Consider the following 22,740-nt stretch of genomic DNA (forward strand, 5'->3'; position numbering starts at 1 on the left):
GTAACTACTCAGCCAACCCACATTTACGCCGATGAAAAAACAAATTTATCCGCGAATAACGCGAATTGCGCGAATAAGAAGAAAAAATTAGCGAAGATTCGCGTAATTCGCGGATAAAGGAACGATGGCTGAGTAGTTACAAAAATTCAAGGTGAAGCGATGACCGAGTTGCTTTTCAAAGAAGAAGTGTATACGATTGTTGGTGCGGCAATCGAAGTTCATCGCGAATTGGGTGACGGCTGTCTCGAAGCCGTTTATCAAGAGGCGTTGGAAATCGAACTGGAATCTAGGGGAATACCATTCCAGGCAGGGCAGGCGCTCCCAGTCTTTTACAAAATCAACTTTGGCAGCGTCGGAATGTTAGAGTGGAGACGATTCATTCGTTGAATTAACTTTCGTGATCTTCGTGCCCTTCGTGGGCAAATAAGGAGTTACTATGATCTGGTCAGTGTCGGAATCCCACCATCATCTCAGCGAGACCCAGGTTCGCGAGACGATGGTCAAGGCATTCGATAGTTCGAATCTACGCGGCAAGCGTGTGCTCGTGATCGTGCCCGATGGCACGCGCAGTGGTCCGCTCGGCTTGTTCTACAAATTGCTCGTCGAGTTAGTCAAACCGCAAACCCAGGCGCTCGACATTTTGATCGCGCTCGGCACGCATCCCGAAATGAACGAGGACGCGATCGCGCGCCGACTCGACACGACGCCGGGCGATTGGACGCGGCGCGGCATTCGCGTGTTCAACCACGAATGGTGGAAACCGGAATCGTTCTACACCGCCGGCGTCATTCCCGCCGACGAAATCGCGCAGATCACGAACGGGATGTTGAAGCTCGACGTGTCGGTCACACTCAACAAACTGATTCTCGATTACGATGTACTGCTCGTGTGCGGTCCGGTATTTCCGCACGAAGTCGTCGGCATGTCCGGCGGAAGCAAGTACTTGTTCCCCGGCATCGCGGGCGATGAAATTATCAACGTGACGCACTGGATCGGCGCGCTATTGACAAGTTATTCGATTATCGGTACAAAGAACACGGCTGTGCGCGCGGTGATCGAACGCGCGGCGCAAATGGTCAACGTGCCCAAACTCGGTTGTTGTTACGTCGTCGAAGGCGATGGTGTCGAGGGCGTGCACATCGGCGATTTGCGTGAGGCGTGGAATGCGGCGGCGGACCAAGCCGCGCAGACGCACGTCGTGTACGTGGACGAGCCACTGCCGCGTGTGCTTTCGGTGATGCCGAAAATGTACGACGACATCTGGACGGCGGCGAAGGGCATGTACAAAATGGAACCGGCGATTGCGGACGATGGCGAAGTCATCATCTACGCGCCTCACATCACCGAAATTTCGTACGTGCATGGCAAAGTGATCGAAGCGATCGGGTATCACGTGCGCGATTACTTTGTCAAACAGTGGGACAAGTTCAAACATTATCCCTGGGGCACGCTCGCGCACAGCACGCACTTGCGCGGTATCGGCGAGTACGACGCGGTGCGGTGTGTCGAAACCCCGCGCATCCGCGTGACGCTCGCAACGCAAATCTCGCGCCAACGCTGCGAGCACGCGAACCTGGGTTATCTCGATCCGAACACGATCAACCCGGACGAGTGGCGCGCGCGCGGCAAAGCGTTCGTTGTGCCGAAAGCCGGCGAGATGTTGTACCGGTTGAAATAGTGTTTTTGTCATTGCGAGGAGCAAAGCCACGAGGCAATGTACCCCTCCCAACCCTCCCCTTACAAAGGGGATGGCTAGGGTGGGGCTGGGGATTGCTTCGCCCCTTCGGGACTCGCAATGACAATCAATGAGAAAATGCCGTGAGCGATTTTGATCCGCGTCCTTATCTCGATAAATTGGAATCGTTAGTGGATGTCGCGCACCAAAAGCGCGCCGAGCAAAAACAACTTGCTGCGCTCAAATACGAGCCGCTCGATTTTCGTCCGACGATTGTCACGTGCCGCGCGCCGTGGAGCCATATTCAAAACGATTTCCCGCCGGACTGGATTCGGATTTCGTACGGCGAGGCGTTCCGCGATCCGGCGAAAATGATCGTCAGCGAATTGATGCTGGCGTACGAAGGCGCGTTATTAAAAGATGATCGCGTGTTCACGATACGTCCGAACTATGGATTGATTCTCACGACTTCGCTTCTCGGCGCGGGTTATTCCCAGGACGAGGACAATATGCCCTGGGCAATGCCGGTCGAAAACCTCGACGAGACGCGCGCGATGATGGCGCGCGGGATGCCCGATCTCAACAACGGCATCGGCGCGCAAGTCTGGGAGACCGAAGCGTACTTTCGCGATACGCTCGCGCAGTACCCGAAACTCAAAGAGACCGTGCACATCGGTCATCCCGATCCGCAAGGTCCGTTCAACTTTGCGGTCAACCTCGCGGGCGTCGCGATCTACGAAGCGGCGATTGAGGATCCCAAGTTCGTTCACGAGTTGCTCGATTTCTTCGTGCCGCTTTATATCGCGGTCATCAACAAGCATCGCTCGATTGTGGGCGACCAGCCGGACGCAGGATACAAATTCCTATGTCGTCAGATCGGCGGCGCGTGTATCCCCGACGATTCGGGTGTGATGCTCTCGCAAAAAATGTACAAAGAATTTTGCGCGCCGTACAACACGCGTGTAGCAAGCGCGGTCGGCGGTGCGCTCGGGCATTTCTGCGGTCACGGCAATCAGTTTTTTGAAGAGATGGCGGATACGCCCGGCATCACCGCGATCAATTTCGGTAATCCTGAAATGCAAAACCTGGTCGAGCGATACAAGATCGCGGCAGAGAAAAAGATTTGCTTGATGTGGGACGGCGCGATTCCGGTTGAAGCCGCGCACATCAACACTGGTATTATTCATCGCTATGTCGTCAACAGTTGGGGTGAAGCGGTCGTCACGGCGAATCGGTTGTTTGGAGAAAGATGAGAACGTGATACCTAGAATACAAGGAGAATATCATTCGTGCAGACTCAAGTTTTCTCTCCCAGGAACTTGACTTATTTCTTTCGCATCTCTGTCGTTGGATTTGTGTTGAGTTTGCTAATAAATTTTTCTACCTATTTTGCGCTCGACCTTCCAACAAATTTTATGCTTGTTCCCATGCTCGGTTTGGGAATGGGTATCGGTGTTTGGGGCGCTTTAATCTGGATGGTATATTGTTTCGTTAGGAGAAAGCCATCCCCAGATTATTGGAAAATGTTTTGGGGTATTAAACCGCTTTGGATGAAGTTACTGTTTTTTGTTTTTGTCATTTATTTTTTTGTTGGAGGATTCATGTGGTTTTATACTCCGACTCTTGTAGAAGGTAGGTTGTCAAGGCAGGGAAGTGATTGTTTACTTGAGAAACAAGGGCAGATCGTGCGGGCGTTGTCAGAGTCTGAATGTCAACAAAGATCAATAGCGGATGCTCGCGCTGAGACAAACGTAGACATGCTCTTTTATTGGTTTTGTGTATGTGTGTTCAATGGTCTGCGGGTTCGTCCTTCCGAACTTATTTACAAAAACAAGATTAGACGCAAACCGTATTGAAAGTTTTATGTCTGACGAGCATTTTGTCGTTTTCACACATCGCGCATCACGTCTCACGCATCAGGATACAATGGATATCAAACCTAACTCATTCCTCCCCATCGAAGTCGTGTTCCACACCAGTTGGTGGAACAAGCATTACGGTATCACATTTGAAGAAGCGTTTTACTTTGATCCCAAGTTGCGTGTCGAACGCGAACAGCAGATGCGCCGAATTTTGCACGAACGTTTTAGCGACCTGGGAATGGGCGAGGCGAATCCCGCGCCCAAGCCCATCGTCGGACCGATTCACATCGCGGCGGGCTGGATGCCTTCGGCAGTGCTGGGTTGCGAGATTTTGTTCGGCGATGACATCTCGCCCCAGGTCGTACCGAGCAATCTCGACGACGACGCGGAGATGGCGTTGCAATCACCCGACCTCGCGACGAACCCAGTGTTCAGTCGCATCATCGCGATGATGGACATGCTCGAAAAACAATTTGGCTATCTCGAAGGCGATTTGAACTGGGAAGGCGTGCTCAACGTCGCGCTCAATGTGCGCGGTCCGCAAATTTTCGTGGACATGTTCGAGAACCCAATGCTTGCGCGGCACGTGCTCGATGTGGCGTACGAGACCGCGCGCAACATCGCGCTCTACGTCAAGCGACGCACCGGCACGACTTCGATTGCGGTCAATCGCGGCGTCCGCAATATCAACGCGCCGATCAGCCTGCACCCGAATTGCAGTGTCGAGATGGTGTCGCCGCAAACATTCCGCGAATTTTTGCTGCCTTATGATAAAATGCTCGCAAGCGATTTGTATCCGTACGGTATTCATCATTGCGGCAAGGACATGCACAAGGTCGCCGCGCTGTACGCCGAGATCGAGGGCGCGGTCTTTTTCGATGTCGGCTGGGGTTCGGATATTGCCGCGTGTCGCCGCGCCCTGCCGAACGCGATTTTCAATCTGCGGCTCAGCCCGGTGCGCGTCGCGACGTTATCGCGCGCAGAGGTCGTCGCGGATGTCGAGCACGTGTTGAGCGCGGGCGCGCCGCTCGAACGCGCGGCGGTGTGTTGCATCAACATGGACGGCGAAACGCCGGACGAAAACGTCCGCGCGATTTACGAAACGGTGGCGCGTTATCGTCAGAAATAATTTGCCCACGAAGTTCACGAAGAACACATAAATTCTTCTTTGTGATCTTGGTGTCCTTCGTGGGAGAAAAACAGAAGGAGAGGATAATGGCACGCGAAGACGAGATCAAACAAGGTTTGAACGAACATACGATTGCTGGACACGCGAAAGATGTCAAGGCGTTGACCGAAGAAGGTCTCGCGTTGGGAATGCAACCGCTCGATATGTTGTTTGGCGCGTTGATTCCGGCGTTGCAAGAAGTAGGACGGCGTTTTGAAAAGGGCGAGTACTTTGTGCCAGAGATGTTGATGTCGGCGAAGGCGATGGGCGAGGCGTTGAAATTGTTGCGCCCCATCCTCGCGCAAACCGGCGCGAAACCGGTCGCCAAGGTCATCATGCTCACTGTCAAGGGCGACTTGCACGACATCGGCAAGAACTTGTGCGACATGATGCTCGAAGGCGCGGGCTTTGAAGTGATTGATCTCGGCACGAATGTGCCGCCGGAAAAATTTATCGCCGCGGTCAAACAACACCAACCGCAACTCGTCGGTTTTTCCGCGTTCCTCACGACAACGATGCCCATGTTCAAAGTGAACATCGAATTGCTCGCGAAAGAAGGACTGCGCGACAAAGTGAAAGTGATGGTCGGCGGCGCGCCGGTGAATCAGGCGTACACGGATCGCGTGGGCGCGGATGGGTATGCGCCGGATGCCAGCTCGACCGTGCGGCTCGCGAAAAAATTGTTGCAAGACATGGGCTACGACGCGAATGCTGGGTCGGAAGCCAAAGCCGAAGTCGTCGCCACCATTGACGCGATGGAAAAACTGATGGAGCAGGTCGGGCAAGCGGAAGCGAAGCAGGCGAGTGAACAGTGAACGGTGAACAGTAGGGCAGTGTTCAGGGTTCAGAATTCAGTCCAATTACCAATTAGGAACTTACAACCTCCAACTTCCAATCGCTAATTTCTAATCCCTAACGAGGAAACATGGAAACGATAATTCAATCGAAAACGAAGACGGTCGTCATCGGCGCGGGTAATCCGTTCGTGATGATCGGTGAACGCATCAATCCGACCGGACGAAAAAAACTGGGTGAGGAAATGGTCGCGGGCGATTACTCACGCGTCGAGCGCGATGCGATCGCGCAAGTTGCCGCGGGCGCGCACATTCTCGATGTGAACGCGGGCACGCCGATGGGCGATGAGCCGACGATGATCGTCGCCGCGATTCGCACAATTCAAAAAGTGACGGATGTGCCGCTGTGCATTGACTCGTCGGTGATCGAGGCGCTCGAAGCCGCGCTCAGCGTGTACGAAGGCAAGGCGCTCGTCAACTCGGTGACCGGCGAGGATGAACGACTCGAACGCGTGTTGCCGCTTGTGAAAAAGTACGGCGCGGCGGTCATTGGTCTGGCAAATGACGCGACCGGTATTTCGAGCGATCCGGAAGAACGCATGCGCGTCGCGGAAAAAATCATTCAGCGCGCCGCGGATCACGGCATTGCGAAAGAGAATATCATTATTGATGCGCTGACAATGACGGTCGCGGCGGATCCCGAAGCGGCGGGGAATACCTTGGCGACGATGCGAATGATTCGCGAACACCTGGGTGTGAATTTGATCGCGGGTGCGAGCAACGTGTCGTTCGGCTTGCCCGACCGTTCGCCGATCAACGCGGCGTACTTGCCGATGGCGATGTTGTGCGGGCTGACGTGCGCGATCACCGACCCGACCAACCCGGTGATTCGTCAAGCGATTCTCGCGAGCGATGTGTTGCTCGGCAACGACCAGTACGCCGCGAATTGGATTGCGGACTTTCGCAAGCGAAGCGCGGCGAGTAAAGTGTAAGGCAAATTTCAAATTTGCTATGTAGCGAGGTAGATATGCCTAACATGGTGCCCCTTCGCAAAGACGTTCCACTCGAACATCGCTGGGACGTCGAAAGTATTTTTCCGGACGATGACGCGTGGGAAACTGAATTCAAACGCATCGAAGAGATGTTGCCCTCGCTCGCGCATTTTCGCGGACACCTTGCCGATAGCGCGGCGATGCTTGCCGAGTGGTTCGCGGCGAGCGAAGAAATCGAAATGCGCGCGGGCAAGGTGGTACTCTACGCAAGTATGCGGCACACGCCCGACACGACCGATCAAGTCGCGGTCGGTTTGAATGATCGCGCGCGCGGACTCGCGGCGCGTCTCGGCGCGGCGATGTCGTTCGCCGAACCCGAATTGCTCGCAATCGGTTTTGACGCATTGCGCGCGTGGATGCGCGATGAACCGTGCCTCGCCCAGTACGCGCACTATTTCGAGCGACTCGAACAACGCGCCGCGCACGTGCGTTCGTCCGAAGTCGAAGAATTGTTGAGCCAGGTCACGGATGCGTTTCGCACCGGCGCGGCGACGCATGGCATTCTTGCGGACGCGGATTTGAAATGCGCACCCGCGCGGAATGATGCGGGCGAGACGTTCGAGGTAACACAAGGCACGATCAACGCGCTTCGCACGCATCTCGACCGCACGGTGCGTCGCACCGCGTTCGAGAATTACGCCGACGCGCATCTCGCCGTGAAGAACACGATGGCGAATGCGCTGTCCGCCGGCGTCAAGCAAGATGTGTTTCGGATGCGCGCACGGCGTTACGCGTCGTCGCTCCAAGCATCGCTCGCGCCGAACTATATTCCGCTCGACGTGTTTCACAATCTCATCAAAACGTTTCGCGCGAATTTGCCGACCTGGCATCGGTACTGGGCGATCCGTAAACGCGCGTTGGGTTACGACACGCTTTACACGTACGACGAAAAAGCGCCGCTGACCAACGTAAAACCGCGCGTCGAATTTTTGCAGGCGGTGGATTGGATTTGTGAAGGCATGAAACCGCTCGGCGAAGAATACGTCGGCGTGTTGCGGCGCGGTTGTTTGGATCAACGCTGGGTGGACAAGTACCCGAACAAGGGTAAGCGCGCGGGCGCATTCTCGACCGGCGTGCCGGGCACGATGCCGTTCATCCTGATGAGTTACAACGACGATCTCTTTTCGATGAGCACACTCGCGCACGAACTGGGTCACTCGTTGCACAAGTATTTTTCGCAAAAGACCCAGCCATTCGTGTATCGCAGTTACGGCTTGTTCCTCGCCGAGACCGCGTCGAATTTCAATCAAGCGATGGTGCGCGCGTACATGCTCAAGACCCAGTCCGACCGCGATCTGCAAATCGGTATCATCGAAGAAGCGATGTCGAATTTCCATCGTTACTTTTTCATCATGCCCACGCTCGCACGGTTCGAGTTGGAGATTCACGAACGCATCGAGCGCGGCAAGGCGCTGACTGCCGACACGATGAACGCGTTGCTCGCGGATTTGTTCGCGGAAGGGTACGGCAGTCAAGTTGTAATGGATCGCGAACGCGTGGGTGTCACGTGGGCGCAATTCCCAACGCATCTGTATTCCAACTTTTACGTGTACCAGTACGCAACCGGCATTTCCGGCGCGCACGCGCTCGCCGAAAATATTTTAGCGGGTAAGGATGGCGCAGTCGAAAGATATTTCGGTTTTTTGAACGCGGGCGGTTCGGCGTTTCCGCTCGACGTGTTGAAACGCGCGGGCGTAGACCTCACGACGCCAGAGCCAATCGAAAAAACATTCGGGGTGCTCGCGCGCTACGTAGATCGTTTAGAACAACTGATAAAATGACCGCCGACAGTAGACCGCTGACCGCCGCGATTTTTACCGTGGTGGTCGGCGGACAGTAAACCGCGGTCGAAAAAGGATCTCGATGGCAGAAAACATTTTTCCATTTTCACTGAACGAATTGCGTTCGCATCTCACGACGATTTATCCGGATTCATTTGTCGTGCAGAGCGACGCGGCATTTTGGTTGCATCAAGCGCGCATGGGACGCCAGGTCGCGGTGCTCACGCGCCCCGACAATCCGGTGCTCGATGCGTTTCACGGCGAGCGGCATGCGTTTCGCTCGGGCTATGTGCTCAAGTTGTGTCCGACCGATCACGCGAACGCGCACGCGTTGCGCGAGACGTTGCCCTGGCTCAAACCGACGCTCCTGGGTTTGGTCACCTCGGCGGGCATGGGCGACCGACTCGGACTCGCGACGCCGGGGCACGTACGCGCGGTGCGCGCGACCGGCGACAAGATCGCGCCGATCTTTTCGCAGCAGTCCATTCGCGAAATGGAACGCACCGGTCGGTCGCCGAACGATGTGATGAGCGACGCGACCTGGGGTGCGTTCCAAGCCGGGTGGAACGGCAAACTCGGCGCGGACGCCGATCACCTCAAGACGCCGGAGAACATTGACATTTGCGTTGCCGCCGGTTTTTCGTTTTTCACGATTGATCCTGGCGCGCACGTGGACAGCGCGGCGGATAAGGATTCCGCGGCGACGATCCAAGAAAAAGTCGCAGCTCTGCCGTGGATCGAACTCGAGAGCACCGCGGCGGATTTGGAAAAGCATTACGTTGGTCAAACCATCGAGCTGGAAAACCGCGCGCTCAAACTCGAAAAAGGCGCGATCCTGCGCGCGGCGGCAAAGTACGGTCATGCCATCGCGCACGTCGTCAAAATGTATCGCTATCTCGTCGCGCAAGAGGTGGCGTTCGAGTTGGAAGTGTCGGTGGACGAAACGGATACGCCGACCACGCACACCGAGCACATCTTTTTCGCGAGCGAGTTGAATCGTCTCGGCGTCGAGTGGGTGAGTCTCGCGCCGCGCTATATTGGGCGTTTTGAAAAGGGCTCGGATTACATCGGCGATCTGAAAGAGTTCGAGAAGGATTTCGCGGTGCACGCGGAAATCGCGCGCGCGCTCGGTCCGTACAAATTGAGTTTGCATTCGGGGTCGGACAAGTTCAGCGTGTACGGCATCGCCGCGCAACACACGCGCGGGATGGTGCATCTTAAAACGGCGGGGACGAGTTACCTCGAAGCGTTGCGGACGATTGCCGCGCTGGATACGGCGTTCTTCCGTTCGATCTATGTGTTCGGGCGCGAGCGGTACGAAAACGATCGCGTGAGCTATCACGTCTCGGCGCAATTGAGTAGAGCGCCGTTGCCGGGCGATGTGAGCGATGCTGAGCTCGCGTCACTGCTCGACCAATTCGACGCGCGCGAGATTTTCCACGTCACGTTCGGCTCCGTGCTCCGCACGCGCGATGCCCAGGGCAAGTTGATGTTCTACGACAAGCTGATGGCGCTGTTGCGCGCGAATCCCAACGCGTACGCGGCGAATCTCGAAAAACATTTTGTGCGGCACTTGAAACCGTTTGTCCAGTAAATTTCGACGAGGGACAAAAAACAAAGGACGGATGATGGGTGGTCATCCGTCCTTTTCGTTGCGTGGCAAAGTGATTAGAGAAATACGGCGGGCGAGAGGTGAAATCGTTTTGCCAGAGCGCGAATTTGTCGAACGTTCAAATCGCGCTTGCCGTTTAGCACCTCGGACACAACACCTTGCGAGCCGATTTCCGGAAAATCCATTTGGGTCAAGCCGTGTTCTTCGATCAAGTAGCGCAGCACATCAATGCCGGATGCTTTAGGCATGGCTTGATGTTCATCTTCGTATGCCGAAATTAGGGTGCCCAAGGTGTCCAACAATCCATACAAGGGATGGCGCGTATTGGCGCCAACCTGGTCAAGCAATTGATTGAGCCGTTTGACCGCCGAATCGTACTCGCGTTCATTACGGATGGTGAGCAAAGGACGAATATTTGTCCAATGTCCCTGAACTTCTTTTGTAAAAATGGTCATTTCCAGCCCTCCCGCGTGTACTCTTGGTGTGTGAGCACATGACGAACGTACACTCTGCCTCGATTAAAATGGATTGAAGCAATCAGCCGATATTTGTTGCCGCCGATGTTGAAGACGACCCAATCTTCTACTTGATCGGCAGACGGAAACACCGCGCGTAGTTCAATGAGATTGCGCGGGCTACAATGTTCGATGATCTTGAACCAACGGGCGAGAGCGTTCTTGCTGTCAGGATGCCGTTCCGAGAACTGGCGCAATGCTTTACGCGAGATGATTCGCATGACTTTATTCTATCGCAATTTGAGATATAGTGCAACAGCCGAATTGCTACGCCGGACGATCAAAGAAAATACTCTTGCCGGTCGCGGCAAGCGGAATGCCCATCACGAAATCCGCGTCAATCAAACCCATCGCGCGTGCGACGACACCCGCGCGATACATGATGCGATTGTCCACGTTTAACATGCTCGCGGTCTTGGCGGCGGAGCCGAGCGCGATGCCCATGTCGAGTAGACGGAACGCGCACTGCGGTCCGCGAAATTCGCCCTCGACGCTGTTGATGAGCAACTCGGAGCACGATTCTTTGCCGCACGCGCTGCAATTCAGGTTGAGCGATTGCGCGCTCTTGAGTCCGATCAGCACGAGTGCTTCAGACGCGGCGACGTTGCTCGCGTCGCGGTCGAAATTCTTTTTACCGGTATGTGCGCCGAACTTGACCATTTCGTCCGCGAGTGTTTTTAGAATGTCGCCTTCGAGCACGCGCGTGACGATGTAATCTTGCCCAGCAGATTTTGGCGCGGTACGCGCCGCGATTTCCATTAGATCGGTTACAGTGTGTAGACTGTTCATTGGAATATTCCTTGTGGATAGACCGCCGACCACCGACGGCTGACCGCTTGTGATTGCGGCGGTCGGCGGTCGGTCGTCGGCGGTCATTCTATAGTTTGTATGCTTTCTGCGCTAGTCCGTACGCCATCTCACGCGCCATCGCCTCGGCTTCTTCCACGTCCACGATACCGCGCACGACCAAGCCGGCGAGCCAGTTGCACGCGGCGCGCCGCCACACATCGTGCCGCGCGGGAATCGAACAGAACGCGCGGGTGTCGTCGTTGAACCCAGCCGTGTTGTACAGCCCGGCGGTCTCCGACATCAAATCGAAATAACGATTCATCCCATTGAGCGAATCGAAGAACCACCAGGGCGGACCCAGTTTCAACGCGGGATAATGTCCAGCGAGCGTCGCCATTTCGCGCGAGTACGTGGACTCGTCGAGGTTGAACAGAATCAAGGTGAGCCGCGGATCCGTCCCGTACTTGTTCAGCAAAGGACGCAGGTTGCGCGTGAACTCGCTCGCGATGGGAATGTCTGCGCCCTTGTCGAGACCGAAGCGTGAAAAGATCATTTCGTTGTGATTGCGGAACGAGCCGACGTGCAGTTGCATCGTCATGCCGTCTTCGATGCTCATGCGCGCCATTTCCATCAGCATGTGCCCGGTGAAGCGCATCGCGTCGTCGGCGTCGGCTTGACGCAACAAGGCGCGTTGGAAGATCGCATCCGCTTCTTGCGGCGCGAGTTCGTTGGTGTATGCGCCGAGCGCGGCGTGATCGGTCGCGGTCGCGCCCATTTGCTTGAAGAAGGCGCGGCGGTTTTCAAGCGCGGTAATTAGTGAATGGTAATTGGTTATAGTGATACCCGTGATTTGGCTCAACGCCTCAAGATTGGTTTTCCAATTCGGCGCGTCGAGATTCACGACCGCGTCGGGGCGAAAGGTCGGGACGATGCGTCCGTGCCAGCCCGATTCGCGCAACGCGCGATGATGCTCGAGCGTGTCCGTTGCCGCGTCGGTCGTCGCGAGCGTCTCGATGTTGAATCGCGCGAACAAATGCCGTGGGCGAAAGCCGGGCAAGGCGAGTTTCTCGGCGACTTGATCGTAAATCACCTGCGCGGTTTCGCCGTTCAGTTTTTGTTCGACGCCGAACACGACGCGCAATTCATAGTTCAGCCAGATGCCGGTCGGTGTGCCGCGGAATAAATAGAAATTTTCCGCGAATAATTGCCAGATTTTGCGATGATCGCTTTCGACCGGCGTGCCATCGCGCGTGGGCACACCCAGGTTTTCGAGCGCGACGCCCTGTGAATAGAGCATTCGAAAAACATAGTGATCGGGGATGATGAATAAATCCGCCGGCGAACCGAACGAATAATTCGGATCGGAAAAGACGCGCGGATCAACGTGACCGTGTGGACAAATCAGCGGCAAATCCTTGACTTGATTGTGTAAATGAATTGCCGTTTCTTTTTGTTCGGGATCGGGACCAAAGTAGCGATCATCGGGAAGAGAGATCGTATTGGACATGATGACTCCTTGAATATACCTCTCCCTAACCCTCCCCTTGCCAAGGGGAGGGGAGGGTGGGGTTACGCATTCCACGCCTCGCGCAAAAAGCGCAGTCGTTCCAAGACCTGGTATGCTCCGCCCCCATCGTGTTGATTGAACTCGTACACGCGAATTTGTTTCGCGCCGACGTAGTGATTGTACGCGGCGTACACGGTCGAGGGCGGGCAGATGTCATCGCGCAAGCCGACGCTGAACAACGCCGGCGCGGTCGCGCGCGCGGCAAAGTTCACTCCGTCGAAGTACGCGAGCGTGTGAAAAACGGTTTCAGTTTTGTCGCGATGCGTTTTGCAAAAGTTGACGATCTCGCTGTACGGCGCGGTGTCAATCAATTTGGTCGCGCGACGATAGTGACAGAGGAACGGCACATCGGGCATCACGATTTGCACGGTCGGTTCGAGCGCGCCCATCGCGAGCGTGATGCCGCCGCCTTGACTCGTGCCGGTGACCGCGATGCGCGTTGCGTCCACCGCGGGATGACTGCGCGCGGCTTCAATCGCGCGCACGGCGTCGCTGAACACGCGGCGATAATAGTACGTGTTCGGATTGAGCACGCCGCGCGTCATGAACCCAGGAAATTGCGGATTGCTGCCGTCCGCTTCGAGATCAGGCGTGTCGCCGTTGAGCCAGCCGCTCCCTTGCCCGCGTGTATCCATCACGAAATGCGCGTACCCCGCGCTCGCGTAGACGAGCCACTGAGTTGGAAAACCGCGTCCGCCGCCGTAGCCGAGGTACTCGACGACGCACGGTAACGCGCCTTTACGTTCGCGCGGCAAAAGTAGCCAGCCCTTGATCGGTTGACCGGCGTACCCATTGAAGGTCACATCGAACGACTCGATTGCGCGCAGACCAAAATCGGCGGGCACAAAACGCGCGTCGAGCGGATGCGCGCGCGATTCCGCGAGCGTCGTTTGCCAGAACGCGTCGAAATCATTCGGCTCGACGCGCGGCGGTTTGTAAATTTGTAATTCTTCTAGCGCGAGATCAAAATATGCCATCGGGGATTGCTCCTTGTGAATTGAGCGCATTATAAGCGATTGCGGAGGAAACGCAAGAATTTTATTTGACTTGTCGTTGAATCAGTTGACAGATGTGAGATTCGGGTATAATCAGTATTCCGGATTGCGGATGGCGAATGGCGGATGGCATCACGCAAAACGCAATACTTGATACGCATTTTGTATTTTTCAACGCGGAGTCTTGAATGACATCATTGCATCACATTCGATTCGAAAACGTGAGCAAGGAATTTCAGGAAGGCGAGAAACGCCGCGCGGTGTTGTGCGATTTGAACGCGCACATCGCGCGCGGCGAATTTGTCGCGATGGTTGGACGTAGCGGTAGCGGCAAGAGTACGCTGTTGAATTTGCTTGCCGGGTTGGATGTGCCAACAGCCGGCGATATTTGGATCGGCGACGCGCGCATCAGCGCGCTGGACGACCGTGCGCGTACGCTGTTTCGCCGCGATCACATCGGCTTTGTGTTTCAATTTTTCAATTTGATTCCGACGCTGCGCGTGCGCGAAAATGTGTTGCTGACCGCCGAGTTGAACGGATGGAAAGAAAAAGAAGCTCTCACGCGCGCGAACGAATTACTCGATGCGGTCGGTTTGCTCGACCGCGCCCAGGTTTTTCCGGACAAACTCTCCGGCGGCGAGCAACAACGCGTTGCGATTGCGCGCGCCCTGTGTGCCGATCCCGCGCTGATTCTCGCCGATGAGCCGACCGGCAATCTCGATGCGGACACCGGCGTCAAGGTTCTGGATTTGTTGACGCGGCTCGCGCGTGAGCACAGCAAAACATTGGTGATGGTGACGCACTCGCTTGATGTCGCCGCGCGCGCGGATCGCGTGCTGCGGCTCGATCATGGGCGATTGGTTGAAGAGAGGAATGGCAAACACGCAGTATGAGTGAATCACTTGGACTGACAAATCGTTGGACGCGCTGGCTCAACGAGCACCGCGGCAACATCAAGGACGCGGCGATCAATGTGCGCCGCGCGTTCGGCTTGGTCTGGGAATCGCATCGTCCGTCCGCGCTCGCGATGCTAGGTTGCACGCTGGTTGGCGCGATGTTACCCGCGAGCCAGGCGTGGGTCGGCAAGTTGATCGTGGACGCGGTCGTGGACGCGATCAACACTCGCGCCGGCGCAGAAGCCGGCTTGCAGGCAATCGCGCCGTTGCTCGCGGCGGAATTTGTCTTGGTCGTTTTGCAAGCGGTCAACGGTCAAGCGCGCACATTCGCGGAGCACGTTCTGCACTCGCGGATGAATCTCGCGATCAACACGCGCATCATTCGCAAGGCGCTCGAATTGGATTTGACGCATTTCGAGAATGCCGAGTACTATGACAAACTCCAAAACGCGCGCCGCGAAGCGGATTGGCGCGGACTGCAAATCGCGAACGGCAGTTTTTATCTCGTGCAAAGTGTTATTACGTTGCTGTCGTTCGGCGCATTGCTATTTCGTTTCAGTCCCTGGCTCGCGCTCATTCTTTTCATCGCGACGATTCCCGCGTTCATCTTTCAGAGTCGCTATGCCGAACTGAGTTTCCGCGTATTGTCCTGGCGCGCGCCCGAAGCGCGGCAACTCAACTATCTCGAACATTTGTTGACCGATTACGACGCGGTCAAAGAAGTGAAACTGTTTGGCTTGGGTGAACCGTTGCTTGCGCGGTATGCAAAACTCTTTTGGAAATTTTTGAAGCAAGACCAAGCCATCGCGCAGGGGCGCAGTTTCGCGTCGGTTGGCTTCGGTTTGCTCGCGACGCTCTCGTACTATGGCGCGTACGCGTGGATCGTGTGGCGCGCGGTCAGCGGCGAAATCACGCTCGGCGATATGACGCTGTACCTGGGAATTTTTCGCAGTAGCCAAAGCACCTTCGAAGCGATTTTCTATGGACTGAGTGAATTGTACGAGAACGGTTTGTTCATGAGCAACCTGTTCGCGTTTCTCGCGCTCACGCCGCAGATGACGATTGCGACACGTCCCGCGCGTGTGCCGCGCAAAATTCAACAGGGCATCGAATTTCGCAACGTGGGATTTCAGTACGTCGGGCAAACGGGCTGGGCGTTGCGCAACGTCAACTTGAAGATTTGCCCGCGCGAAAAAATCGCGCTCGTTGGTCCGAACGGCGCGGGTAAGACGACGCTGATCAAATTGCTCACGCGCTTGTACGATCCGACCGAAGGCGCGATTTTGCTCGACGGTGTGGATTTGCGCGAGTACGATCTGCGCGAATTGCGCCAGCGTATCGGCGTGATCTTTCAAGATTTCGTGCGGTATCATTTGAGCGCGGCGGAGAATGTGGGCTTTGGGCAGATCGAAGATTTGGATGAACGACCGCGCATCGTGAGCGCGGCAGAGAAAAGCGGCGCGCATCCATTGATCGCCGCGCTGCCGGAGGGCTATGAGACGATGCTGGGTCGCTGGTTCAACAAGGGACGCGATTTGTCCGGCGGCGAGTGGCAAAAGATCGCGCTCGCGCGCGCGTTCATGCGCGATTGCGAAATGCTCGTGCTCGACGAGCCGACCGCCGCGCTCGATGCGGAAAATGAGTTGAAGGTGTTCGAGCAATTTCGTGAACTCACGAGCGACAAGACTGCCGTGATTATCAGTCACCGTTTTTCGACGGTGCGCATGGCGGATCGCATTTTTGTCGTCGAGCAAGGACACATTTCCGAACAAGGTTCCCATTCCGATCTGCTCGCGCGCGGCGGGACGTACGCGCGCTTGTTCAACTTGCAAGCGGAATCGTACAGGTAAATCGTAATTGGTAAATGGTAATGGGATGAATTGTATGACGCACACACAATACCGCGTAAACGCTCGCCTCCATTGCGCGGAGCAACTAGGCAACGATTCAACTAACCAACGATGCAACTAACATTATTCAAAACTGCCATACGCGATCAACTGCGCCGACCCTGGATGACTCTGCTCGTCATTCTCTCGGTCGCGCTTGGTGTCGCGGTCGTCGTGGCGGTGGACTTGGCGAACGCGAGCGCGTCGCGCGCGTTCAAACTTTCGACGGACGCGGTCGTCGGCAAAGCGACGCATCAAATCGTCGGTGGAAGCGACGGTGTGGACGAACGCGTCTATCGCGATTTGCGCGTCGCACAAGCGAATCGTTTGACTGCGCCGGTCGTCGAAGGGTACGCGGGCGCGAAAGAATTGGGCGGACAAGTGTTGCACGTGCTCGGCGTGGATATTTTTGCCGAAGCGCCGTTTCGCACCTACCTCACCGCGTCCACGCAACAAATCGGATTCGACGCGTTGTCCGCGTTCTTTACGCAACCGAACGCGGTTCTGTTGAGCACCGCGACGGCGGAACGCGCGCATCTCAACATCGGCGACACGCTCACGCTCGTCATCGGCACGCGCGAAAAACGCGTCACGAGCATTGGCTTATTACGTCCGCCGAACGACGTGTCCGCGCGCGCGCTCGATGGTTTGCTGCTCGCGGACATTTCGACCGCGCAAGAATTGTTCGATCTGCGCGGCAAACTCTCGCGCATTGATTTGATCGCGGATGAGGCGATGGTGAAATCCATCGCGGCAAAACTGCCGAGTGATCTACGCATTGTCCCAGCATCGGAACAAGCGAACACGGTTGCGCAATTGACCGCCGCGTTTCAACTCAATCTCACCGCGTTCAGTTTGCTCGCGCTCGTCGTCGGCATGTTTTTGATTTATAACACGACGCTTTTTTCGGTTGTGCAACGTCGGCGCGTCCTGGGAATTTTGCGATGCGTCGGCGTCACGGGTCGCCAAATTTTCGGCATGATCTTGAGCGAAGCCGCCGTCAGCGGCGTCATCGGCGCGATCATTGGCATCGCGCTCGGCATTGTGCTGGGACGACTCACGGTCGCGCTCGTGACGCAGACGATCAACGATTTGTACTTTTCCGTGACCGTGCGCGATGTGGACGTGGATGCGTTTTCGATTGTCAAGGGGATGTTGCTTGGAATTTTTTCCGCGATTCTTGCCGCCGCGTTGCCCGCCGCCGAAGCCGCGAATGTTCCAGCCGTGACCGTGTTGCAACGTTCCGATCTCGAATCGCGCGTGCGGCGCAATGTGCCCGCGATTACGTTTGGCGGCATCGCGTTGACCGGCGTTGGCGCGTTGATCTTGATTCTCATTACGAACAGCGTGACCGCGTCGTTCCTCGGAATTTTTATCGCGTTGTTTGGCGTGACGCTCGGCGCGCCGCTTTTCACAATTCTGTTAATGCGCGGCGCGACGCGAACCCTGGGACGATTCAACTTGCTCGTGCGGATGGCGGCGCGCACGGTCACGCAAGCGTTGAGCCGCACCTCGGTCGCGATTGCCGCGCTGATGGTCGCCGTGTCGGTCGTGATTGGCGTCACGGTGATGATCGAATCGTTTCGCACGACGGTCGTGCACTGGCTCGACGAAACGCTCACTGCCGACATTTACATCTCGCCGCCAATCGTTGGCGCGAATCGTAGCAACGCGCTTGATCCCGCGCTCGTCGAAAAAGTGCGCGGCGTCAGCGGCAGTGCGCGTGTCGAGACGGTGCGCGATGTCAACGCGTACTCGCCCGACCTGGGACAGGTGCGGCTCATCGCGGCGTCCACCGCGCAAAATCGCGTGCTGAAAACGAATCGTCCGAACGCGCGTGACGAGTGGAAGCAAGGCAGCGTGTTTGTGAGCGAGCCGTTTGCGAATCGTTTCCGCGTCCAGGTCGGCGATCACATCACGTTGCAGACCGATCACGGCGCGCAACCCTTTCTCATCGCCGCGATCTTTTTCGATTACTCGTCCGACCAGGGCTTGGTTTTAATGTCGCTGGGAGTGTATCGCAACTTTTGGAACGATCCGAGTATTTCGGCGATTGGTGTGTATCTGCCGCGCGAGGCGAACACGGATCAAATCGAGGACACGATTCGCGCGGCGTTGGGCGACGCCCAAGTGGTTGTGCAAAGCAACAAATCTCTGCGCGAGGCGGCGCTCGTGATTTTTGATCGCACGTTTGCGATCACCGCCGCGTTGCGCGTCATCGCGATTTTCGTCGCGTTCATCGGCGTGCTTGGCGCGCTGATGGCGTTGCAACTCGAACGCACGCGCGAACTCGGCACCCTGCGCGCGACGGGAATGACGCTCGATCAGTTGTGGCGGCTGACGTTGCTGGAAAGCGGGTTGATGGGTGCGACGGCGGGCGTGCTCGCGATACCGACCGGCTTGGTGCTCTCGGCGATTTTGATTTACGTGATCAACTTGCGTTCGTTCGGCTGGACGATTTTCTTCGAGCCAGTTCCCGAAGTGTACGCGCAAGCGTTGGTCGTTTCGATTGTCGCCGCGTTGCTCGCCGCGGTGTACCCGATGGTGCGGCTGGGTCGCTTGCAGGTCGCGGACGCGTTGAGGGAGGAGTAGTGGGCAGTGAACAGTGAACAGTGAACAATGTTCGTCAAGAGTTGGAAATTCGTGTATAATCAAGGTGTGGGAAGGAGTGTAACGTAATGAGTATCCAACTTGAAATTCCAGATTCGATTGCAGAGGCGATGCGCCTCTCGCAACAAAATCAAAAAGAACAATTGATGGTCGAACTGGCTTGCGCCTTGTATGCCCGGGGAATTCTCTCATTCGGCAAAGCGCGCGAGTTGGCGAACTTGAACAAATATGAATTCGGTTTGCTATTGGGCAAGCGCGGCATCCCGCGTCACTATTCCGCTGAAGATTTACAAGACGATGTGAGCTATGCCCGCAGTTAGCAACACGTCGCCGATTCTCAGTCTCGCGATTATTGGAAAATTGGACTTGCTCAAGATTCAGTTCGGGCAAATCTTGATTCCCAAAGAAGTACGGGCGGAACTCAAGACTGAGACCGATTTGGCAGGCACGGAGATTATTCGACAATCACTCGCAGATTGGTGGATGCGCGAAATTCAGATCGAGGACGACGATTTGTTTCGTGCGCTCGCGCTAGAATTGGATCGGGGCGAATCTGCCGCGATTGTGCTCGCACTTGAACAAAAAACTCGTGTGATTCTGATGGATGAGCATGATGGACGCGCCAAAGCCAAAGCGATGGGCTTGCAACCAGTGGGAGTGCTCGGTATTCTTTTGCGCGCGAAACGTAGTGGGGATTTAGCCTCCGTTAAAGACGCGATGGAAACGCTGCGACGAGATGCAGGATTCTTTATCGGCGATGATCTTTATGCTGAGATACTTGACGAGGCAAATGAGAAATCATAGCCCCGGAACCGTCACTGTTAAACGAAAAAATCGCGCGAGACTGGAGGATATCCCGTCACCTGCGCGATTTCTGTTTCATGGGCTACGAAAGTTTTGTCCGATTAATCTGATGGTAACCGTTGTTCCTCCGCGTGGAATGTTCAAGGAAGAGGAGGTCGCGTGCGCTTTGTGCTGGATTTTTGGGGGACGATCAAATGAAGCGTAATGTGTTGATTGTTTTGGTAATCCTTGGTGTGACTGGTCTCGTTTTCATACTCCTCACCTCCCAGCCATCTCCCCAAGTCACCGCATCTGTCGTCGGCTTGCAGGCGAGTACTGACATTGCCGGTTACGCGCGCGCGGATCGTGCGCGCGATTTCAAATTCCCGGACGATCACGGTCCGCATCCGGAATTTCAAACCGAGTGGTGGTACTATACTGGGAATCTCCAAGCGAACGATGGGCGACGATTTGGTTATCAACTCACCTTCTTTCGCCGCGCAATCTCGTCAACCGCGAACGCCCGCGCATCGGATTGGGGCACGAATCAAATCTATTTCGCACACTTTGCGCTCACCGATGTCAAGAATAATCAGCACACCGCGACCGAACGATTCAGTCGCGGCGCGGCGGGACTCGCGGGCGCGAGCGGCAATCCGTTCCGCGTGTGGATCGAGAATTGGAATGTAGAGACGTTGCACGCAACGTCTCTACCGGATGACGGCTCACGCGTGCAATTATTCGCCGAAGACGAAGGACGCGTTCTTAATCTCATGCTCGCATCGCAGAAGCCGCTGGTTCTACAAGGTGATCGCGGCTTGTCACAGAAATCGGCGGATGCCGGGAACGCGTCGTACTATGTTTCGTTTACGCGACTCGAAACGAGCGGAACAATAACAGTGAACAGTGAACAGTTAACAGTTACCGGTACTTCGTGGATGGATCACGAATGGAGCACCGCAGTGCTCGGCGAGAACGCGGTTGGCTGGGATTGGTTTTCGATTCAACTGAGCGACAATCGTGAATTGATGCTGTTCCAGATTCGACAGAAGGATGGAAGCATCGAGCCGCTTTCGTCCGGCACACTCGTCGAACCTGATGGCACGACGCGACGATTGACGCGCGATCAATTCGACATTCATGTGCAAGACAAGTGGACGAGTCCGAAATCGCGCGCGACGTATCCGGCGCGCTGGACTATCGCGGTTCCATCGGCAAACATTCGACTGGAATTGAAACCGTACATCGCGGATCAAGAGATGAATGTTTCGATCACCTATTGGGAAGGCGCGGTCGAAATCAACGGACAATCGCGCGGCGCGCCAGTGAACGGCAAGGGGTTTGTCGAGATGACCGGGTATGTCGGTAAACAGTGAATCGGGCGATTACGATGATCCCGGCATGCGTCCGACGCATACAACCAAAGTAAAAGCCGGCGCTGTCACGTCCGCGTGCATCATGCATCTAATCGAATGAAACGCCGAGTCGTTGACAAATCCAGACGAGCAGACTATAATCTCGGCGCGAACCTCAGAATCCAAAGGAGATACGATGACTGAAGCAAGCGCAACACCGCAGGTTGCCAAAGGTTTGGAGGGTATTTATGCCGCTGCCACTTCGCTGAGCGAAGTGCGCGGAAGCGATGGAATCCTAGCGTATCGTGGATTCAACATCAACGATCTCGCTGAAAAATCTACGTTTGAAGAAACTGTTGATCTACTTTGGTACGGTATTCTCCCCACACGCGAACTACTCGACAAACTGACGCGCAAGTTTATCGTTGCGCGCCCTCTGCCGCACGAAGTCATTGAAGGGATGGAACTGTATCCCCGCCATACCTCCACGATGGATGTTCTGCGTACCGTTGTCTCGGTGCTGGGTTTGCACGATCCGGACGGCGCGTCGAATTCGGTGTCGGCGAATGTCCGCAAGTCTATTCGCCTCAGCGCGCAGATGCCGACGATCGTCGCCGCGTGGCACAACATCCGCAGCGGGCGCAAACCCATCGCGCCGCGCGCCGATCTTTCGCACGCGGCGAATTTTCTGTACATGCTCGATGGCAAGGAACCTTCGTCCCAGGTCGCGCGCGTGCTCGACATCGCATTGATCCTGCACATGGATCACGGACTGAACGCGTCCACGTTTGTCGCGCGCGCGATCGCTTCGACCGAGTCGGATATGTACTCGGCAATCAGCGGCGCGATTGGCGCCCTCAAAGGACCGTTGCATGGCGGCGCGAACGAAGCGGTGATGAAAGTGCTCTTGCAGTTGGGCGATGTATCCAAAGTTGAGCCATACATCATGTCTCAGCTCGCGCACAAGGGCAAGATTCCCGGTTTCGGTCATCGGATTTACAAGACGAACGATCCGCGCGCGTTGCAACTTCGCCGCATCGCGGGCGACCTCGCCGAGCACACAGGCAATCATAAATGGTGGGAGATGTCGGAAAAGATGCGCGAGGTGATGGCGCGCGAGCGTCCCAACATCTACGTCAATGTAGATTTTTACTCCGCATCGGTGTACTATACGCTGGGAATTCCGGTTGATTTGTTCACGCCGATTTTCGCGATCAGTCGCGTGGCAGGATGGACGGCGCATGTGATGGAGCAACTGATGGACAATCGCATCATGCGTCCTGAATCGCTGTACGTCGGTCCACACGACCAACACTATGCGCCAATTGAACAGCGATAAGAGAGCAGCGCATTGACACTTCGACTAACCCGTTGGAATCAAGAGACATCGCCGTCTC

The 22,740-nt window shown here is 55.9% G+C and carries 21 protein-coding genes; 16 read left to right on the forward strand and 5 right to left on the reverse strand.

The window, feature by feature from the left end; genetic code table 11:
- The first annotated feature begins 159 nt into the window (after window positions 1-159).
- The 9 genes from HY868_22800 (at window position 160) to HY868_22840 (ending at window position 9,926) form a co-directional block, all read left to right on the forward strand.
- Window positions 160-387 carry a GxxExxY protein gene (locus HY868_22800; GenBank protein ID MBI5304979.1) on the forward strand — a complete coding sequence of 76 codons (228 nt, stop codon included), beginning with the start codon at window positions 160-162 and terminating at the stop codon, window positions 385-387.
- Window positions 388-436: 49 nt separating this feature from the next.
- Complete coding sequence (locus HY868_22805) at window positions 437-1,678, forward strand: DUF2088 domain-containing protein (protein MBI5304980.1); 1,242 nt, start codon at window positions 437-439, stop codon at window positions 1,676-1,678.
- A 140-nt stretch (window positions 1,679-1,818) separates the two neighbouring features.
- On the forward strand, window positions 1,819-2,928 hold the full coding sequence (locus HY868_22810; protein ID MBI5304981.1) for a hypothetical protein: 1,110 nt from the start codon (window positions 1,819-1,821) through the stop codon (window positions 2,926-2,928).
- Between the two features lie 36 nt (window positions 2,929-2,964).
- The gene (locus tag HY868_22815; GenBank protein ID MBI5304982.1) at window positions 2,965-3,531 is read left to right on the forward strand and encodes a hypothetical protein; all 567 of its coding nucleotides are present in this window, start codon (window positions 2,965-2,967) and stop codon (window positions 3,529-3,531) included.
- A gap of 70 nt (window positions 3,532-3,601) precedes the next feature.
- On the forward strand, window positions 3,602-4,666 hold the full coding sequence (locus tag HY868_22820) for a hypothetical protein (protein MBI5304983.1): 1,065 nt from the start codon (window positions 3,602-3,604) through the stop codon (window positions 4,664-4,666).
- Window positions 4,667-4,752: 86 nt separating this feature from the next.
- On the forward strand, window positions 4,753-5,520 hold the full coding sequence (locus tag HY868_22825; protein MBI5304984.1) for a corrinoid protein: 768 nt from the start codon (window positions 4,753-4,755) through the stop codon (window positions 5,518-5,520).
- Window positions 5,521-5,630: 110 nt separating this feature from the next.
- Complete coding sequence (locus HY868_22830) at window positions 5,631-6,491, forward strand: dihydropteroate synthase (GenBank protein MBI5304985.1); 861 nt, start codon at window positions 5,631-5,633, stop codon at window positions 6,489-6,491.
- A 35-nt stretch (window positions 6,492-6,526) separates the two neighbouring features.
- The gene (gene pepF, locus HY868_22835; protein MBI5304986.1) at window positions 6,527-8,332 is read left to right on the forward strand and encodes an oligoendopeptidase F; all 1,806 of its coding nucleotides are present in this window, start codon (window positions 6,527-6,529) and stop codon (window positions 8,330-8,332) included.
- 82 nt (window positions 8,333-8,414) lie between these two features.
- The gene (locus HY868_22840; GenBank protein ID MBI5304987.1) at window positions 8,415-9,926 is read left to right on the forward strand and encodes a hypothetical protein; all 1,512 of its coding nucleotides are present in this window, start codon (window positions 8,415-8,417) and stop codon (window positions 9,924-9,926) included.
- A gap of 74 nt (window positions 9,927-10,000) precedes the next feature.
- Here the strand turns inward: HY868_22840 and HY868_22845 are convergent, their stop codons facing one another.
- The 5 genes from HY868_22845 to HY868_22865 form a co-directional block, all read right to left on the reverse strand.
- The gene (locus HY868_22845) at window positions 10,001-10,399 is read right to left on the reverse strand and encodes a transcriptional regulator (GenBank protein ID MBI5304988.1); all 399 of its coding nucleotides are present in this window, start codon (window positions 10,397-10,399) and stop codon (window positions 10,001-10,003) included.
- Window positions 10,396-10,680, reverse strand: a complete 285-nt coding sequence (locus HY868_22850; GenBank protein MBI5304989.1) for a type II toxin-antitoxin system HigB family toxin — start codon at window positions 10,678-10,680, stop codon at window positions 10,396-10,398. Before HY868_22850 ends, HY868_22845 begins: the two co-directional genes overlap by 4 nt.
- A 46-nt stretch (window positions 10,681-10,726) precedes the next feature.
- Window positions 10,727-11,248 carry a hypothetical protein gene (locus HY868_22855; protein MBI5304990.1) on the reverse strand — a complete coding sequence of 174 codons (522 nt, stop codon included), beginning with the start codon at window positions 11,246-11,248 and terminating at the stop codon, window positions 10,727-10,729.
- 88 nt (window positions 11,249-11,336) lie between these two features.
- Complete coding sequence (gene uxaC, locus HY868_22860) at window positions 11,337-12,755, reverse strand: glucuronate isomerase (GenBank protein MBI5304991.1); 1,419 nt, start codon at window positions 12,753-12,755, stop codon at window positions 11,337-11,339.
- Window positions 12,756-12,817: 62 nt separating this feature from the next.
- Window positions 12,818-13,792 (reverse strand): acetylxylan esterase, encoded by a 975-nt coding sequence (locus tag HY868_22865; protein ID MBI5304992.1) that lies wholly within the window; start codon window positions 13,790-13,792, stop codon window positions 12,818-12,820.
- A gap of 206 nt (window positions 13,793-13,998) precedes the next feature.
- On the opposite strand from HY868_22865, the gene HY868_22870 reads away from it, so the two are divergent.
- From HY868_22870 to HY868_22900, 7 genes are all read left to right on the forward strand, one after another.
- On the forward strand, window positions 13,999-14,703 hold the full coding sequence (locus tag HY868_22870) for an ABC transporter ATP-binding protein (protein MBI5304993.1): 705 nt from the start codon (window positions 13,999-14,001) through the stop codon (window positions 14,701-14,703).
- Window positions 14,700-16,556 carry an ABC transporter ATP-binding protein gene (locus tag HY868_22875; GenBank protein ID MBI5304994.1) on the forward strand — a complete coding sequence of 619 codons (1,857 nt, stop codon included), beginning with the start codon at window positions 14,700-14,702 and terminating at the stop codon, window positions 16,554-16,556. Before HY868_22870 ends, HY868_22875 begins: the two co-directional genes overlap by 4 nt.
- 111 nt (window positions 16,557-16,667) lie before the next feature.
- Window positions 16,668-19,187 carry an ABC transporter permease gene (locus tag HY868_22880; GenBank protein ID MBI5304995.1) on the forward strand — a complete coding sequence of 840 codons (2,520 nt, stop codon included), beginning with the start codon at window positions 16,668-16,670 and terminating at the stop codon, window positions 19,185-19,187.
- Window positions 19,188-19,273: 86 nt separating this feature from the next.
- Window positions 19,274-19,525, forward strand: coding sequence for a UPF0175 family protein (locus HY868_22885; GenBank protein ID MBI5304996.1), 252 nt, complete (start codon window positions 19,274-19,276; stop codon window positions 19,523-19,525).
- Entirely contained in the window at window positions 19,512-20,009 is a 498-nt protein-coding gene (locus tag HY868_22890; protein MBI5304997.1) for a DUF3368 domain-containing protein, read from the forward strand. Before HY868_22885 ends, HY868_22890 begins: the two co-directional genes overlap by 14 nt.
- Window positions 20,010-20,242: 233 nt before the next feature.
- Entirely contained in the window at window positions 20,243-21,364 is a 1,122-nt protein-coding gene (locus tag HY868_22895) for a carotenoid 1,2-hydratase (protein ID MBI5304998.1), read from the forward strand.
- Between the two features lie 175 nt (window positions 21,365-21,539).
- Window positions 21,540-22,682 carry a citrate synthase gene (locus HY868_22900; GenBank protein MBI5304999.1) on the forward strand — a complete coding sequence of 381 codons (1,143 nt, stop codon included), beginning with the start codon at window positions 21,540-21,542 and terminating at the stop codon, window positions 22,680-22,682.
- The last annotated feature ends 58 nt before the right edge of the window (window positions 22,683-22,740 follow it).

The organism is Chloroflexota bacterium, from assembly GCA_016219275.1.
Classification (GTDB): domain Bacteria; phylum Chloroflexota; class Anaerolineae; order UBA4142; family UBA4142; genus JACRBM01.